Origin of the sequence: Streptomyces sp. AHU1, from assembly GCF_045343905.1 — a bacterium.
Lineage (GTDB): Bacteria > Actinomycetota > Actinomycetes > Streptomycetales > Streptomycetaceae > Streptomyces > Streptomyces triticiradicis.
Genome location: NZ_CP174283.1, coordinates 5,511,603 through 5,526,310, shown reverse-complemented (window position 1 = coordinate 5,526,310; position 14,708 = coordinate 5,511,603). Strand labels below are relative to the sequence as shown.

Sequence of the window (14,708 nt, the reverse complement as noted above, 5' to 3'; positions counted from 1 at the left end):
CCACAGCATCGGCGCGTTCCAGAGATCTGTGGAATAACTTTTCGGCCAAAAGCCGGAACTCGACATCCGGCACACGGACGAACGGCCCGAGGCTCCCCGGGCGCGTGCGGCAGGACCGCGGAACGGGACGGACCCGCACGTGTCGGGCGCCGGGCGCACCCGGACCGCCCGCTCGGCTCAGCCCAGCCGGTCCGCCAACGCCTTGAACCCGGTCCAGGACTCGGACGGCTTGCGCGAGTCCCACAGCTTCTGGGTCAGGGCGCGCAGCGGCATGCGGATGCCGGCCGCGACCTGGTCCTGGGTCTGCGCGTTCGAGAGGTCGCACCAGACGGCGAAGGACCCGCCGAGGATCCGGGAGTCGTACTTCGCGGGGACCGGGGTGGTCCCGCGCAGGACGAGCGGGGTCCACTGCTCGTAGATGCGCTGCCCGGTCGGGTAGACGAAGGTCTGGGGTTCGCCGAGGACGTAGTACAGGTACTCGTCGTTGTAGTTGACAACCTGGCGGCCCGCGCTCAGGTACTCCACCGGCTGCCGGGCCCCGATCTCCTTGCCGGTCCAGTACCCCACCCGGAGGCCGGCGTCGGCCCGGACGCCGCTGCTGCGGAAGAAGCCGTCGTTCCAGGCCCGTGCCGTGCGGCCGTGGCCCTTGACCACCTCGGCCCGGTCGTTCAGCCAGCCGGTCGTGAGGTCGGTGACGCCCGCGCCCGCCCCGTACCTGTCCTTCGCCGCGGCGGCCAGCTGCGGGAAGGAGGCCGCCGGGTTCGCCACCGTCAGAGCCTGGTACTCGTCGCCGCCGAGGTGCCAGTCGGCGCCGGGGAAGAGACCCGCGTACTCGTTCAGCAGGTCGTCGACGATCTTCGCCGCGCCGGGCTTCGAGATGTCCACCGCGCCGCGGACGGGGACGCCCGAGACGTTGCGCAGCTGGAGGTCGGAGTGGGCCGCGATGACCGCGCCGAGGTGGCCCGGCGAGTCGATCTCGGGCACGACGGTGATGTGCCGGCTCGTCGCGAGGGCGACGATGCGGCGCACCTCGTCCTTCGTCAGGTGCTGCCGCGACACGATCTCGGGGTGCGTGTCGGACTGGATGCGGAAGCCCTGGTCGTCGGAGAAGTGCAGACCGAGCTGGTTGTACTTCAGGTCGCCGAGCTCGCGCACCCGGTCCTCGATCCAGGCCGCCGTGAAGTGCTTGCGCGCGGTGTCGAGCATGAACCCGCGGACCGGCTTCGCGGGCCGGTCGCGCACGACGCCCTCCGGGGCCGTACCGCCGCCGTGCACCTCCTGCTTGAGGGTGCGCGTGCCGTAGAAGACCCCGGCCTCGGCGGGCCCGGTGACGGTGACCCGGCCGTTCCCGACGGTGAGGGTGTACGACTCCGGGCCCGCCTTGCTCTTGTCGAGACCCAGTTCCACGTCCCCGGGCCCGGCGGCCGCCCGCCCCCCGTAGGTCAGCTTGAGCTCGCCCGCGAGCAGCTTGCCCTCGTCGGCGAGGCCGTCGTCCTTCACGACCACGCGGGCACCGGAGGCCGGGCGCCAGCCGGGACCGCGGGCCGCGGTGTGCTCGCGCACGGCGGGGATGGTGCGGGGCGCCTTGGAGAGGGGATAGTTCCGGGTCGGCGAGGGACTGGCGGCGGACACGGCCCCCGACCGGTCGGCGGACGGCGCCCGCGCCCCGGCCGGCTCCCCGCCCCCGTCGGGCCAGACCGCCACGGCCACCGCGACGGCGCCGGCGACCGCCAGACCGCCCGCGACGAGTCCGGCCCGCCCGCTCCGCCTCGCCCGCCGCCGCCGCGGCGCGCGCCGCCTGCCACCACTCACTCCGTCACCCTCGTCTCACCGCGCCGCCGTCACGGCGCCGCTCCACAGCGCTCGCTCCCCGGCGCTCACTTCACCGCGCCGCTCCGCGGCGCCCGTACCGCCAAGCTCACCACACCTTGATCATCTCGCCCGCCCCGCTCCACCCCGCCCGCTCACCACCACGCTCCGCGTTCCGTGTTCCGCCACGCCCGCGCCGCGGATTCCGCCGCGCCCGCGCCACCGCCGGACCGCCCCACCACAGCTTCGGCCGTTCCGCCACGCCCGCGCCTCCGCCGGGCCGGTCCTCCACCCAGGTGTACTCCCCCTCGGGGGCGTCCACCTCCCCGGAACATCCCGCCGCACCGGCTCCCCGCCCCACCGCACACTCTGCCCCGGCCGTCACCCCGACCGTCCACCAGACGCTCCGAAACTCTCCCGTGCGGGTGAAATCCGGGCATCCGTCGGACAGGTCCCGACACACCTCGATAGCGTGAGCGGCACAGCTTTCACTTCTCCCCCTGCCGAAACACACGTATCGCGCGCACGTCGCACTCACGAGACGCCGCGCATCCCCACCCCCACGCCGAGGACCCACGCTGACGTCTCACCGTCTCCCACACCTCCCCGGCCAGGTCGCCCTCCCCGAGCAGAAGAGCGCGGCGCCGTCCCCGGCCCGCCTCGACAGGTTCAACTCCGCACCCGCCGAGGAGGTCACCCGCGCCCTGCTCACCTGCTGCCGCAGCCCGCGCTGGGTCCGCCGCCTGGCCGACCACCGCCCCTACCCGGACCTCGGCGCCCTGCTGGCCGCGGCCGACGAGGCCTCGTACGACCTGACCCCCGCCGACCTGGCCGAAGCCCTGGCCGGTGAATCGCTCACACCACTCCCGGACGACGCGTACTCCGCCGCCCACACCGCGCTGAGCGCCGCGCACGCGGCGTACGAGAGCAGATTCGGACATGTGTTCGTCATCTGTCTGGACGAATTCACCCCCGGGGAGGCCCTCGACCAGGTGCTCATCGGAATCCGGGCACGCCTGACGAACGATCCCGAGGAGGAACGGGTCGTCACCGCCGACGAGCTGCGCAGACTGGCCCGCGGCCGGCTGGTCCGGCTCGTCCGCCGGTTCGCCCACGAGCCGCGCCACGCCGACGTGCCCGGCGCCCGGAATAGCCCGAACGTGCCTGATTGATTGCCAGTTTGATCACATTGATAGGGCCGCTGTAAGCGTTCCGACAACACGTCGCTACGATGGCCGGGGCCGGTGGACCGTACCCGGCCGGGCCCGACCGACAGAGAAGCCGGCGCGGCCCCAATCCCCGCTCCCGGAGGGTTCTTCCGTGCCGGCTGGAACGCTGTACCGCGGCCGGGAAGGAATGTGGTCCTGGGTGGCTCATCGAGTCACCGGCGTCCTCATCTTCTTCTTCCTGTTCGTACACGTGCTGGACACTGCTCTCGTCCGTGTCTCCCCCGAGGACTACGACAAGGTCGTAGCCACGTACAAGACGCCGATCGTCGCGCTGCTGGAGTACGGCCTCGTGGCCGCCATCCTCTTCCACGCGCTCAACGGTCTGCGTGTCATCGCCGTCGACTTCTGGTCCAAGGGCCCGCGCTACCAGAAGCAGATGCTCTGGTCCGTCGTCGGTATCTGGGTCGTGCTGATGTTCGGGGCGCTCTACCCCGTCCTCGGTCACGCATTCCGCGAAGTCTTCGGGAGCTGACGCAGATGTCCACTACTGACACCGCCGCTTCCGGCATCGGCCCCGTGGAGGGCGCCGGAGACCACTCGGCCTACAGCGTCGACAACCCGGCCCCGTTCATCGAGGCCCCGCGCAAGCGCACCAAGAAGACCCCGAAGTCGACCCGCGGCAACTTCGAGATGTACGGCTGGCTCTTCATGCGCCTGTCCGGCATCGTCCTGGTCGTCCTGGTCCTCGGCCACCTGCTGATCCAGCTCGTCCTCGACGGCGGCGTCTCCAAGATCGGCTTCGCCTTCGTGGCCGGCCGCTGGGCCAGCCCGTGGTGGCAGGCCTGGGACCTCGCGATGCTGTGGCTGGCCATGCTGCACGGCTCCAACGGCCTGCGTACCGTCATCAACGACTACGCGGAGCGCACGAACACGCGCCTGTGGCTGAAGGGCCTGCTGTACACCGCCACGGTGTTCACGATCCTGCTGGGCACGCTGGTGATCTTCACCTTCGACCCGAACATCCGCTAGGCACGGGGCTGAGGCAACCACTCATGAAGATCCACAAGTACGACACCGTCATCGTCGGCGCCGGTGGCGCCGGCATGCGCGCCGCCATCGAGGCGACGAAGCGCAGCCGCACCGCCGTGCTGACGAAGCTCTACCCCACCCGCTCCCACACGGGCGCCGCGCAGGGCGGCATGGCCGCCGCGCTCGCCAACGTGGAGGAGGACAACTGGGAGTGGCACACCTTCGACACGGTCAAGGGCGGTGACTACCTGGTCGACCAGGACGCCGCCGAGATCCTGGCGAAGGAGGCCATCGACTCGGTCCTCGACCTGGAGAAGATGGGCCTGCCGTTCAACCGGACGCCCGACGGGACGATCGACCAGCGCCGCTTCGGCGGTCACTCCCGCAACCACGGCGAGGCCCCGGTGCGCCGGTCCTGCTACGCCGCGGACCGCACCGGCCACATGATCCTCCAGACGCTGTACCAGAACTGCGTCAAGGAGGGCGTGGAGTTCTTCAACGAGTTCTACGTCCTCGACCAGCTCATCGTCGAGGTCGACGGGATCAAGCACTCGGCGGGCGTCGTCGCCTACGAGCTCGCGACCGGCGAGATCCACGTCTTCCAGGCGAAGGCCGTGATCTACGCGTCCGGCGGCACCGGCAAGTTCTTCAAGGTGACCTCCAACGCGCACACCCTGACGGGTGACGGCCAGGCGGCCGTCTACCGTCGCGGGCTGCCGCTGGAGGACATGGAGTTCTTCCAGTTCCACCCGACCGGCATCTGGCGCATGGGCATCCTGCTGACGGAGGGCGCCCGCGGTGAGGGCGGCATCCTCCGCAACAAGGACGGCGAGCGCTTCATGGAGAAGTACGCGCCGGTCATGAAGGACCTCGCGTCCCGTGACGTCGTGTCCCGCTCCATCTACACGGAGATCCGTGAGGGCCGCGGCTGCGGTCCCGAGGGCGACCACGTCTACCTCGACCTCACCCACCTCCCGCCGGAGCAGCTGGACGCCAAGCTGCCCGACATCACCGAGTTCGCGCGCACCTACCTCGGCATCGAGCCCTACACGGACCCGATCCCGATCCAGCCCACCGCGCACTACGCCATGGGCGGCATCCCGACGAACGTCGAGGGTGAGGTCCTCTCGGACAACACCACCGTCGTCCCGGGCCTGTACGCCGCCGGCGAGGTCGCCTGTGTCTCCGTGCACGGCGCCAACCGTCTCGGCACGAACTCGCTCCTGGACATCAACGTCTTCGGGCGCCGGGCCGGCATCGCGGCCGCGGAGTACTCGGCGAAGGCCGGCTTCGTGGAGCTGCCGGAGAACCCGGCCGAGCAGGTCGTGAACCAGGTCGAGCGCCTGCGCAGCTCCACGGGCACCGAGCGGGTCGCCGAGATCCGCCGGGAGCTGCAGGAGTGCATGGACGCCAACGTGATGGTGTTCCGCACCGAGCAGACGATCAAGACGGCCGTGGAGAAGATCGCGGAGCTCCGCGAGCGCTACAAGAACGTCTCGGTCCAGGACAAGGGCAAGCGGTTCAACACGGACCTGCTGGAGGCCATCGAGCTGGGCAACCTGCTCGACCTGGCCGAGGTCATGGCCGTCTCCGCGCTCGCCCGCAAGGAGTCCCGCGGCGGTCACTACCGCGAGGACTACCCGAACCGCGACGACGTCAACTTCATGCGCCACACCATGGCGTACCGCGAGGTCGGCGAGGACGGCACCGAGTCCATCCGTCTCGACTACAAGCCGGTCGTCCAGACCCGCTACCAGCCGATGGAGCGTAAGTACTGATGGCTACTCCCACCCTGGACAAGGCGGACGCGGCGGGCGCACCCGAGCCCGGCTTCGCCGACTCCCCCTACATCACCGCCACGTTCCGCATCCGCCGGTTCAACCCGGAGGTCTCGGCCGACGCGGTCTGGGAAGACTTCCAGATCCAGATCGACCCCAAGGAGCGCGTCCTCGACGCGCTGCACAAGATCAAGTGGGACGAGGACGGCACGCTCACGTTCCGCCGCTCCTGCGCGCACGGCATCTGCGGCTCGGACGCCATGCGGATCAACGGCAAGAACCGGCTGGCCTGCAAGACGCTGATCAAGGACCTGAACCCCGCGAAGCCGATCACGATCGAGGCCATCAAGGGCCTGACCGTGCTGAAGGACCTCGTGGTCGACATGGACCCGTTCTTCCAGGCGTACCGCGACGTGATGCCCTTCCTCATCACGAAGGACACCAACGAGCCGACGCGCGAGCGTCTGCAGTCGGCCGAGGACCGCGAGCGGTTCGACGACACCACCAAGTGCATCCTGTGCGCGGCGTGCACGTCGTCCTGCCCGGTGTTCTGGAACGACGGCCAGTACTTCGGTCCGGCCGCCATCGTGAACGCCCACCGCTTCATCTTCGACTCGCGTGACGAGGCCGGGGAGCAGCGCCTGGAGATCCTCAACGACAAGGACGGCGTGTGGCGCTGCCGCACCACGTTCAACTGCACGGACGCCTGCCCGCGCGGTATCGAGGTCACCAAGGCGATCCAGGAAGTCAAGCGCGCGCTGATCACGCGCCGCATCTGACGGTCCTGCCGCCGTACCCGAAGGGCCCCGCTCCTCTCCTGGAGCGGGGCCCGTTCGCGTGCGGGGCCACAAACGGGTGAAACGTCATCGATCACGGCTCGGGGCGGCCCACCGGCCTACGATGATGCTCTCGACACCAGCCCACAGGAGGCACGTGATGTCCGCAGCATCCGTCGAGCGGCCCCACGACGACCGTCCGCTGATCGCGGAGGCGAACCGTCTCATGGACCGCAACCCGGGCTACCGCGTCGAGATCATCGGAGGCCAGATCCTCGTGTCCCCGCCGCCCGACGGTGCCCACGCCAGCGCGCTGACCGACCTCATGCTCCCGTTCCTGGCAGCCGGACTGCACGGAGCGGAGTCACAGGTGCTCCAGGGCATCGGCCTCTGGCTGCCGTCCGGCGCGGAGGACTACGCCGTCCCGGACCTCGCTCTGGTGGACGCCGACTTCCAAGAGCACCTCGTCGAGAACAACTGCTACGACCCCGTCTGCTTCCGCCTCGTCCTGGAAGTCACCTCCAGCAACTACCAGTCCGATCTGCGCACCAAGGTCTCCGCGTACGCCGGTGCCGACGTGCCCGTGTACGTCATCGTCGACCGGAAGCACCGGCGCCTCCACGTGCTCACCGACCCGGCCGGGGGCGGATACGGCAACCACCGCGTCCACGCCCCCGGCGAACTCGTCGCGCTCCCCGACTCCATCGGCGCCAAGGTCACCCTCGACGTGGCCGAGATCCTCGCGTCGGACGGCACCGAACCGACAGCCTGATCAGAGCTGGCTGAGGATCGTCGGGTCCGTGATCTTCAGGTCGTCGGCGAGCAGCATCGCCTTGCTGAGGATCACCGCCAGCATCCGGTCGCCCTCGAACGGCAGGTAGCCGGCCCGGGGCGCGGTCGCGGCGGACTTCGGGACGATGCACAGGTACTGGTCGTTCGGGCTCATCAGGATGTTCCCCGAGCCCAGGTGGATCCTGTACGTGTGCCGCTCGCCCTTCACGTGCAGGAAGCGGCCCTCCAGCGTGCAGCGGTCGGCTATCGCCAGCCGGGGGATCAGCCGGTCGAGCAGGACGCGGCGGGTCTGCGCGGTCTCGGTCAGCTCGCCGAAGCCGTAGGACGTCCAGTACTCCTGGAAGCGGCCGCCGGGGCCGCCGTCCTGCCAGGTCGGGTCGTTGCCGACACTGGCGACGCCGACGAACAGGTCGACGTCGCGCAGGACTTCGGACAGGACGAGCGGCGGGATCTCCGTGAGCGGCAGCGGCTTGACGGGGTCCTCGTCGGGGCCCAGCCACATGCTGTACTCGCCGCCGTAGCAGTGCGCCGAGTTCTCGGGGGCGTCGAGCGGGTAGAAGCGCACCTGGTCGGTGCGCAGCCGCAGATAGCTGCCGGACTCGGTGGTGTCCTCGCCGTACTCGCCGTCTCCGGTGATCCAGTACTCGGCGCGCAGCCCCCACCGGGGCAGCTCCCGGGTGGCCGGGGGCGCCTCGTCGTCGACGCAGAGGCGGAGCTTGTTGCGCCAGCCCCGGACGGCGGCCAGGGAGTTGAACTGGTGCTGGCGCACGTAGTGGGCGGCGAAGCGGTTCGAGTACGTGCCCGTGGCGCGCTCGGCGTCGGTGAGGAGGTACACCTCGCGGTGGGCCTGCTTGAAGGGCTGGGTGATCCCGTGCCGCTCCAGCCAGTCCCGCCAGGCGACGACCTCGGCGGGCTCACGGTCCACGGGGTGCCAGAGGGTGACCTCCCGGCCCGATGTCACGGGGTCGTCGGTGAGGGTGCGCAGCTCGCCGTCGGCGAAGCCTGCCGGGGTGCCGTCGACCGTCCACAGGAGCCGGCGGGCGAGGGTGCCGACGAGCGGGTGGTCGAGGTAGCGCTCGCGCCAGGTGCCGTACGCCCAGGTGCGCCGGGCGAGGAACTGCCGGTCCAGTCGTTCGGTCTGCGCCGAGAGCATCTTGTCGATGTCCTTGACGGCCGCCTTGAGCTCCTTGAGCTCCTCGGCGTGGTCGCGCCGCACGGCGGCGGGCACGCTCTTGACGGCCTTGCCGCTCGCGTTGCGCCAGCCCAGCACGGCGCGTGCGCCCTGGACCTCGAGGAGCGCGGTGGCCTCACCGAGCTCGCGCCGTGCCTGCCCGACGCCGGTGAGCCCGTACGACGGGACGGCCAGTTCCTCGATCTCCTCCCGGCTCAGACCGAGGGCGCCGGCCTTCGCCTCCAGGAAGCCGTCGATGATCCTGGCCGTGGGCTTGTAGGTCACCCGGGTGGCCAGCCGGGCCAGTTCGGCGAGGGCCGCCTCGCCGTCGAGGCGGGAGAGCGCGATGACACCGGCGTTGGCGACCTTCGGGTTGTGCGGGCCGATTCCGGCGACTCTCTTCAGGGAGGTCTCGACGAGCGCGCCGAGGGCCCGTGCGGTGTCGGGGTGGGGCGGCAGCAGGGAGACCAGCCAGGCGAGGCCGCGCAGGGCGTTGGCGTTGTACGGGTCGTAGGCGTTGTTCACGTCCGGCAGGGAGAAAGAGGAATCCAGCGGGAACGTCCGGGGGCGGCCGACGAGGGCGAGCCAGGTCAGCGCGGTGGCGCGGACCCGGTCGGGGCCGAGGGCCTCGACGAGGGCGAGGGCACGCTTCTCCCACCTGGCGGAGGGCTTGGAGGCGGTGGCCGTCAGCAGATGGGCGAGCAGGGCCTGCCCGTCGGGGGTGGAGGCGTCCCTCATGGCCTGTTCGGCCCATTCCTCACCGACGTTGAGCACGGGCTCCGTGATCTTCTTCAGCAGGTCGGCGAAGACTCCGTGGCGGTAGGCGTCCATGCCGGTGCGGCGGAAGGCCGCGACGACGGCCGGGTCCAGCGTCCGGCCGGCCGCCAGTTCGGCCTCGGCCACGGCGTCCATCCGCGTCGCGTACCAGATGGTGTACTGCCGGCCGAGTTCCGCGAGCTGCTCCGCCCGTTCGTCGGCGAGCGGGTACTCCGGGAGGCCGTGGGAGATGGCGGCGAGCATGGTCAGCACGTGGTTGCGGGGCTCCGATCTTTTGCCGACCGTGGAATAGCCCTCCGCGAGCGCGCCGGCCAGTCTCTCGCGCTGGTCGGCGTCGAGCGCGCCGAGCAGGCCGAGGATCTCGTCCCAGCGGCCGCCCCACTGGCCCGTGTTGACCAGCGCGGCCCGCAGGAGGTCGGTGGCGAGCCCGCCCATGTTGCCGTCGGCCGCGTTCGAGCGGATCCAGCCCATCAGTTTCGTGGTGCCGGCCATCGTCATCCCCCCACCAGCGCGACGAGCTTGAGGAAGGTGACCTCGGTGCCCAGGACCAGCTCGATCTCCTCGTCGAGGTCGGTGACCTGACGCTCCCCCACGAGCACCAGGAAGCCGTTGCCCTCGAAGGCCCTGAGCGCGAGCTCGCTCTGCGCCTCCGGGTCTATCCGGCGGGGTGCGCGCAGCGCGTAGCCGTTCAGCACGCGCTCGGTGCCCTCGGGCTGCACGAGCCCCTGGAAGACCGGCGGCGTGCTCGCGTTGTACTCGGCGACCTCCTGGAAGACCCGCCGCCGGATCAGCTCGCGCACCGCGAGCCGCTCCTCCGCGATCTCGATCCCCCAGCCCGCGCCCCGCGTCCCACTGGTCGTCTCGTCGACGAACGTCACCATTCCCATGCCGCCGAACAGTACGAGCCCCCACTGACAACCGGCCGTCGGGCCCCGACCGTTCCGGTACGGCACGGCGGCCGGGAACTCGACTTGAACATGTTCAAAAAGAGGTCTACATTCATCCCGTACAGCGTTTTGAACGCGTTCAAGAAGGGGTGGGGACATGGACCTCACAGTTGTCGCGTACGTCATCTACCTGCTGGTCAGCATCGCGCTGACGATCTGGGTGGCACGCACGCTGAGCCACAACGGACGGATCTTCCTGTCGGACGTCCTGCACGGCGACGAGAAGCTCGCCGACGCCGTCAACCACCTGCTGGTGGTGGGCTTCTACCTCGTCAACCTGGGCTTCGTCGCGCTCTACCTGCACCAGAGCGACGAGATCACCGACGCCCGCGGGATCTTCGAGGCCCTGTCGACCAAGCTGGGCGTCGTCCTGCTGGTGCTCGGTGTCATGCACCTGGGGAACGTCTACGCGCTCAACAAGATCCGGCGGCGGGGCGTCATGGAGCGGGAGCAGACGCCGCCGGTGCGGCCGACGGACTGGGCCGCCCCCACGGCCGGGGCGTGAGGGCGGTGACCGGGGCACCGGCCACCGGGGACCGGGACGCGACGGGCGTCCCGGTCCTCGGGCTCACCGTCCTCTACGACCCGCGCTGCTCACTGTGCGCCTTCCTGAAGAAGTGGCTCGCCGGGCAGGCCCAGCTCGTACCGCTGCGGTTCGTGCCGGCCGGCTCCGAGGAGGCCGCCCGGAGCTACCCGCGCCTCGACCACCGCGCCACCCTGGACGAGATCACCGTCGTGGGGGACGCCGGACAGGTCTACCAGGGAGCCGCCGCCTGGATCGTCACCCTGTGGGCACTGCGCGAGTACCGGGCGCTGGCCCACCGGCTGAGCACCCCCACGGGCGCGCGGCTGGCCCGGGGCGCGACCCTCGCCGCCGCCAAGTGGCGCGAGGCGCAGTCGCGGCGGCGGTGGGGCGGCGGCGCGTACGAGTGGGGCGACGGCTGGAGCTACGACCCGGTCGCCGGATGGACCTTCGAGCCGCCCGCCTGCGGCAGCGGCGGGTGTCCGGCCGTTCCCAGTCGTTAGGCTCGTCCTGTGCCAGCACCGACAGACAGCCCCGCCCCCATCGAACCGTCCGGCCCCGCCAAGTCCCCGGGCAAAGAGGCGAAGAGCCCGGCCAAGAGCGAACAGACCCGGGCCCTGATCCTGGAGACCGCGATGCGGCTCTTCCAGGAGCGGGGGTACGACAAGACGACGATGCGGGCCATCGCCCAGGAGGCCGGGGTCTCCGTCGGCAACGCGTACTACTACTTCGCCGGCAAGGAGCACCTGATCCAGGGCTTCTACGACCGGATCGCCGCCGAGCACCAGGAGGCGGTCCGGGAGGTGCTGGAGCGCGAGACGGACCTGGAGGCCCGGCTGGGCGGCGTGCTGAAGGTGTGGCTGGACATCGCCACGCCGTACCACGAGTTCGCCGTGCAGTTCTTCAAGAACGCCGCCGACCCGGACAGTCCGCTCAGCCCCTTCTCCCCCGAGTCGGAGCACGCGCGCCAGGAGGCCATCAGCGTCCACAAGGAGGTGCTGGCCGGGGCGAAGACCAAGGTGCCGGAGGAACTGCGCGAGGTGCTGCCCGAGCTGATGTGGCTCTCCCAGATGGGGCTCGTCCTGTACTGGGTCTTCGACCGCACCGAGAGCCGCGAGCGCAGCTACCGGCTCGCCGAGCGCGGCGCGCGGCTGACGGCGCGCGGCGTCTCGCTGGCCCGGTTCCGGCTGCTGCGGCCCCTCGTCCACGAGGTGCACGAGCTGTTCACGGACTTCCTGCCGGGGATGACCAAGGCCCTGCCGGACCCGGCGAAGAAGACGGAACGGGACTCTTCCCGGCCGGCCGTGAAGACGGACTGAGGGGCGCCCGCCGAGGCGGGCACCCCTCACGCCGGGACGGTCCGGCCTCCGGCGGGCTCAGTTCACCGCGTCGGCGTCCACCTCTCCCTGCGCCAGCTCCACGTCGTGCACCAGCGGCTCGTCGGTGACGACGACCTGCTGCGCCCGCGCCCCGTACGAACGGGCCGCCACCGACAGCAGGTACGTCCCCGGGGCCGGGACCGAGACGATGTAGGAACCGTCGGCCAGCGAGGTCACCCGGTCCAGCTGCCGGCCGCCCTTGGACAGCAGCGTGAGGACCGCCCCGTCGACGGCCTCGCCCTCCGCGTCCCGGACGAAACCGTGCACGGCCGACGCCCCGCCCCCGGCCGGAGCGGCGTCCGCGGACGGCTCCTCGGCGGGCTCCACCGCCAGATGCGGCAGCCGCTTGTCCAGCCACGCCGGCAGCCACCAGTTGGAGTTTCCGAGCAGGTGCATCGCGGCGGGCACCAGGGCCGTCCGGAGGATGAAGGCGTCCAGGGCGACCGCGGCCGCGAGGCCGACACCCGCCATCGCCGCTCCCGCGTCACCGCTCAGGACGAAGGCGAGGAAGACGCACACCATGATCATGGCGGCCGAGTTGATGACCCGGCCGGTCTCCGCCAGCCCGACCCGCACCGCCCGCGCGTTGTCCTTCGTGTGCACCCATTCCTCGTGCATGCGGCTCACCAGGAACACCTGGTAGTCCATGGAGAGGCCGAAGAGCAGCGAGAGCATGATGACGGGCAGGAAGGCGTTGATCGGCCCCTCCTTGCCGAGGCCCAGCAGGTCCAGGCCCCAGCCCCACTGGAAGATCGCGACCAGCACGCCGAAGGACGCGGCGGCCGCGATCAGGTTCATCAGCGCGGCCGTCAGCGGGACCACCAGGGAACGGAAGGCGACCAGCAGGAGCAGGAAGCCGAGACCGATGATCGTGGCGATGAACCAGGGCAGCCGGTCGCCGGTGATCGTGGCGAAGTCCTTCGACACGGCGGTCACACCGCCGACGTGGGCGCTCGCCCCGGCATCCGGGATCACCCGGTCCCGCAGGGTGTCGATGAGATCGTCGGTGCTCTTCGACTGCGGGGAGGTCGTCGGGACCACCTGGATCACCGTCACACCGTTCGCGGGCGGCAGCGCGGCGACCGCGGCGACCCCGGGTGTGCCGCCGATGCTCCGCGCCAGGGCGTCCGTGTCACCGCCGGTCACGACCACCTGCAGGGGGCCGTTGAAGCCGGGCCCGAAGCCTTCCGCGAGCAGGTCGTAGGCCTGCCTGGTCGTCGTCTTGGCGTCGTCGTTGCCCTGGTCGGTGGCGCCGAGGCGCAGCGACAGGACGGGGATCGCGAGGACCGCCATGACGGCCAGCGCGAGGACCGCGATCGTACGGGGGCGGCGCTGCACGCTCATCGACCAGCGGGCCGCGGCCCCGCTCGCCCGCTCCGGCTCCGGGCCGTTCGCCTCCAGCTTGCGCCGCTGGCGGCGGCTGAGCACCCGGGTGCCGAGGACGCCGAGGAGCGCGGGCAGCAGCGTGGTGGCCGCGAGCACGCTGAACACGACGGTCAGGGAGGTGCCGATGACCACGCCGTCCAGGAAGCGGAGGTTCGTCACGAGCATGCCCGCGAGCGCGATGCACACCGTGCCGCCCGCGAACAGCACCGCCCGCCCCGAGGTGTTGAGGGCGGTGACCGCCGACTCCTCGGGCTCCAGGCCCCGCAGGAGACCGCGCCGGTGCCGGGTGACGATGAACAGCGCGTAGTCGATGCCGACGCCGAGGCCGATCAGGGTGGCCAGCAGCGGGGCCAGGTCCGGGATGTCCGTGGCGTGGCTGAGCAGCTGCGTGGAGAACAGGCCCGTACCCACCCCGAAGATCGCGATGCCGATCGGCAGCAGCATGGCGAAGAGCGAACCGAAGGCGAGGAAGAGGACGACGGCCGCGGCCAGGATGCCGACCATCTCGGCGAGCCCGGTGGGCGGTTCCTGGACCCGCTGGATCGCCTGGCCGCCCAACTCCACCCGCAGCCCTGCCCGTTCGGCACCCTGCGCGGTGTCGACGACCTTCTGCACCAGGTCCTTGGGCACGGCGTTCGCCTGCTCGGCGAAGGTGATCTGGGCGTACGCGATCCGGCCGTCCTTGCTGATCTGCGCGGCGCCCCGCTCGCCCTGGTACGGCCCCGCGACCTGGCCCACGCCCTTCATCTCGGCGATCTCGTCCAGCACCGGCTGGATCCGGGAGCGCACGGAAGCGTCCCTGACCGTGCCCTCGGTGACCTTCCACACCACCGTGTCGGTGTCCCCCGCGCTGTTCGGGAAGGCCTTCTCCATCTGGTCGTACGCACGCTTGGAGTCCGTGTTCGGAAGGGAGAACACGTTCGCGTAGTCCGTGCCCGCGGTGGTCGCCGCGAACCCGAGACCGAACAGCGCCCCCACCCACAGCAACAGGACCACCAGCCGGTGCCGATAGCACCACCGTGCCAATGCCGCCACGTTCAACGCTCCTTAGTCGGTCGGTCCCCCAGGTCCTGGACCCCAGGATTCGCGAGCGCACGCACGGGTGGACACGACCCGCCCATGACTCTCAAGGAACTCCAAGGCTCTGAAGCGCCCGACCGCCGACCGCCCCG

14 protein-coding genes are annotated in these 14,708 nt (G+C 70.8%); 9 read left to right on the top strand and 5 right to left on the bottom strand.

Going from position 1 to position 14,708, the window contains the following annotated elements:
• Positions 1-177 precede the first annotated feature (177 nt).
• Positions 178-1,812, bottom strand: a complete 1,635-nt coding sequence (locus tag ACICHK_RS24720; RefSeq protein WP_406838598.1) for a family 20 glycosylhydrolase — start codon at positions 1,810-1,812, stop codon at positions 178-180.
• Positions 1,813-1,918: 106 nt separating this feature from the next.
• Positions 1,919-2,131, bottom strand: a complete 213-nt coding sequence (locus tag ACICHK_RS24715; protein ID WP_406838597.1) for a hypothetical protein — start codon at positions 2,129-2,131, stop codon at positions 1,919-1,921.
• A 256-nt stretch (positions 2,132-2,387) separates the two neighbouring features.
• Here ACICHK_RS24715 and ACICHK_RS24710 point away from each other — a divergent pair, with 256 nt between their 5' ends.
• The 6 genes from ACICHK_RS24710 to ACICHK_RS24685 all read left to right on the top strand — a co-directional run bounded on the left by ACICHK_RS24710 (position 2,388) and on the right by ACICHK_RS24685 (position 7,333).
• Positions 2,388-2,981, top strand: coding sequence for a 2-oxo-4-hydroxy-4-carboxy-5-ureidoimidazoline decarboxylase (locus ACICHK_RS24710; protein WP_406841311.1), 594 nt, complete (start codon positions 2,388-2,390; stop codon positions 2,979-2,981).
• Between the two features lie 148 nt (positions 2,982-3,129).
• Positions 3,130-3,510, top strand: coding sequence for a succinate dehydrogenase, cytochrome b556 subunit (gene sdhC / locus ACICHK_RS24705; protein WP_078943667.1), 381 nt, complete (start codon positions 3,130-3,132; stop codon positions 3,508-3,510).
• A gap of 5 nt (positions 3,511-3,515) precedes the next feature.
• Positions 3,516-4,007 carry a succinate dehydrogenase hydrophobic membrane anchor subunit gene (locus tag ACICHK_RS24700; protein ID WP_151469119.1) on the top strand — a complete coding sequence of 164 codons (492 nt, stop codon included), beginning with the start codon at positions 3,516-3,518 and terminating at the stop codon, positions 4,005-4,007.
• Between the two features lie 23 nt (positions 4,008-4,030).
• Complete coding sequence (gene sdhA, locus ACICHK_RS24695; protein ID WP_406838596.1) at positions 4,031-5,785, top strand: succinate dehydrogenase flavoprotein subunit; 1,755 nt, start codon at positions 4,031-4,033, stop codon at positions 5,783-5,785.
• Positions 5,785-6,564 carry a succinate dehydrogenase iron-sulfur subunit gene (locus ACICHK_RS24690; RefSeq protein WP_151469121.1) on the top strand — a complete coding sequence of 260 codons (780 nt, stop codon included), beginning with the start codon at positions 5,785-5,787 and terminating at the stop codon, positions 6,562-6,564. Before sdhA ends, ACICHK_RS24690 begins: the two co-directional genes overlap by 1 nt.
• 157 nt (positions 6,565-6,721) lie before the next feature.
• Positions 6,722-7,333: a Uma2 family endonuclease gene (locus tag ACICHK_RS24685; RefSeq protein WP_406838595.1), complete on the top strand. Its 612-nt coding sequence runs from the start codon at positions 6,722-6,724 to the stop codon at positions 7,331-7,333.
• Here the strand turns inward: ACICHK_RS24685 and ACICHK_RS24680 are convergent, their stop codons facing one another.
• Together ACICHK_RS24680 and ACICHK_RS24675 are read right to left on the bottom strand one after the other, a co-directional pair.
• Positions 7,334-9,799 carry a DUF4132 domain-containing protein gene (locus tag ACICHK_RS24680; protein WP_406838594.1) on the bottom strand — a complete coding sequence of 822 codons (2,466 nt, stop codon included), beginning with the start codon at positions 9,797-9,799 and terminating at the stop codon, positions 7,334-7,336. It abuts the gene before it with no gap.
• Entirely contained in the window at positions 9,796-10,188 is a 393-nt protein-coding gene (locus ACICHK_RS24675) for a hypothetical protein (RefSeq protein ID WP_406838593.1), read from the bottom strand. The genes ACICHK_RS24680 and ACICHK_RS24675 overlap by 4 nt, the downstream gene beginning before the upstream one ends.
• A gap of 157 nt (positions 10,189-10,345) precedes the next feature.
• On the opposite strand from ACICHK_RS24675, the gene ACICHK_RS24670 reads away from it, so the two are divergent.
• The 3 genes from ACICHK_RS24670 (at position 10,346) to ACICHK_RS24660 (ending at position 12,090) form a co-directional block, all read left to right on the top strand.
• Entirely contained in the window at positions 10,346-10,753 is a 408-nt protein-coding gene (locus ACICHK_RS24670; RefSeq protein ID WP_406838592.1) for a hypothetical protein, read from the top strand.
• A gap of 5 nt (positions 10,754-10,758) precedes the next feature.
• On the top strand, positions 10,759-11,274 hold the full coding sequence (locus tag ACICHK_RS24665; RefSeq protein WP_406838591.1) for a thiol-disulfide oxidoreductase DCC family protein: 516 nt from the start codon (positions 10,759-10,761) through the stop codon (positions 11,272-11,274).
• 132 nt (positions 11,275-11,406) lie between these two features.
• Positions 11,407-12,090: a TetR/AcrR family transcriptional regulator gene (locus tag ACICHK_RS24660; protein WP_406841309.1), complete on the top strand. Its 684-nt coding sequence runs from the start codon at positions 11,407-11,409 to the stop codon at positions 12,088-12,090.
• Positions 12,091-12,147: 57 nt separating this feature from the next.
• Here the strand turns inward: ACICHK_RS24660 and ACICHK_RS24655 are convergent, their stop codons facing one another.
• A complete protein-coding gene (locus ACICHK_RS24655) occupies positions 12,148-14,562 on the bottom strand; it encodes an MMPL family transporter (protein ID WP_406841308.1) in 2,415 nt (804 codons plus the stop codon).
• Positions 14,563-14,708 lie beyond the last annotated feature (146 nt).